We start from the raw sequence: 1,239 nt of genomic DNA, 5'->3' as shown, positions 1-1,239 counted from the left end.
GTGCGGCGAAAAGAAGGTGAGTTCGATTTCCACCTTGGGGTAGAGCTTTCTGAACGCCATGAGCATCTGCGTGTAGTAGGCCGTGCCGAACTCCCCCGTGGCGCCGATCCGCAAGGTTCCGGTCACGTCGTCGCTCAGTTCCGTCACGGCGGCCCGCGCCGTATCGCAGCTTTGCAGGATCTGCCGCGCGTGCCCGAGCAGGGTTTGCCCTGCTTCCGTGAGCAACAGGACACGGCCGGAGCGCTCGAACAGAGCGACCTTCAGATCGTCTTCAAGCTGCTTGAGCCGGAGACTGAGCGTGGATTTGGGCAGGCCGTACAACTTCGCCGCGGCCGACAATGACCGCAGTTCCGCGATTTTTACAAATGATGCCAGAGCATCGGTGTTCATTTGATCGTTCACATTTCTGCACAAAGTGCCCAAAAAATGAGCATGATTATTTTTGTTGCATGAACGAACGTAATCGGCTGTTATGCACTGCACAAGAGCCAATTCGCTTTTGCCAAATCAAAAAAGACGCTCCGGCGGCAATCGTCACCGTGCAGGGAAGCTGCATGGGCGCGGCGTGCTTCCGGCTGAGAAAATCAAAGAAAAACAAGGGGAACCACGAAATGAAAGAGCGCAACACGAAGCCGTCCGACTCAGTTCGCCTGTTCGCGGCGGCGGCCACGGTTTTCGTATTCTGTGCTACGTCCGGCGCTTATGCCTTTACTCTGGAAGGGGCGCCCAAGGTCGCGTTCATCTACGCAAGTTCAGCGCAAGACGGCGGATGGAACGAAGCCCTCGAGGCCGGCCGCAAGGCCTTGGAGGAACAGCTACAGGTGCCCGTCTCGGTGACGGAGAACATACCGGAAGAGGCCACTAAGCTGCGCGCGGCGATCGATCTCTACGTCAAGCGCGGCTTCAACATCATAATCGGCACCACCTATGGCTACAGCGCCCCAATGGCCGAAGCGGCCAAAGCCTATCCGAATGTGGCGTTTCTCAGTGCTTCGGGCACGGAGAATGGGGCCAACATGGAAAGCTTCTATGCCCGCACTTACCAGGGTTGGTACCTTGCAGGCATCGCGGCAGGACAGGCGACGAAGACGAAGAAGATCGGCATCCTCGCCGGCTTTCCGGTCGGCGTGGTGAACTGGGATATCAACAGTTTTGCACTCGGGGCCCGTTCGGTCGATCCTACGATCGAAACGGTCGCGGTCTTCGCCAACTCCTGGTGGGACCCGGTGAAGGAAGGGC

At 58.2% G+C, this 1,239-nt stretch carries 2 protein-coding genes; one reads left to right on the top strand and one right to left on the bottom strand.

What is annotated here, in order from left to right; translation table 11 throughout:
• The coding region (locus tag EN969_RS31685) for a LysR family transcriptional regulator (RefSeq protein ID WP_164758694.1) at positions 1-390 on the bottom strand (390 nt) is incomplete at its 3' end.
• A 59-nt stretch (positions 391-449) separates the two neighbouring features.
• On the opposite strand from EN969_RS31685, the gene EN969_RS31680 reads away from it, so the two are divergent.
• Positions 450-1,239: BMP family ABC transporter substrate-binding protein (locus EN969_RS31680; protein ID WP_164758693.1), on the top strand; the 790-nt coding region annotated here is incomplete at its 3' end.

Origin of the sequence: Mesorhizobium sp. M7A.F.Ca.CA.003.01.2.1, from assembly GCF_003998945.1 — a bacterium.
GTDB lineage: Bacteria > Pseudomonadota > Alphaproteobacteria > Rhizobiales > Rhizobiaceae > Mesorhizobium > Mesorhizobium ciceri.
Note: the sequence above shows the minus strand (reverse complement) of the source record. Positions and strands in the feature narration are given on the sequence as shown.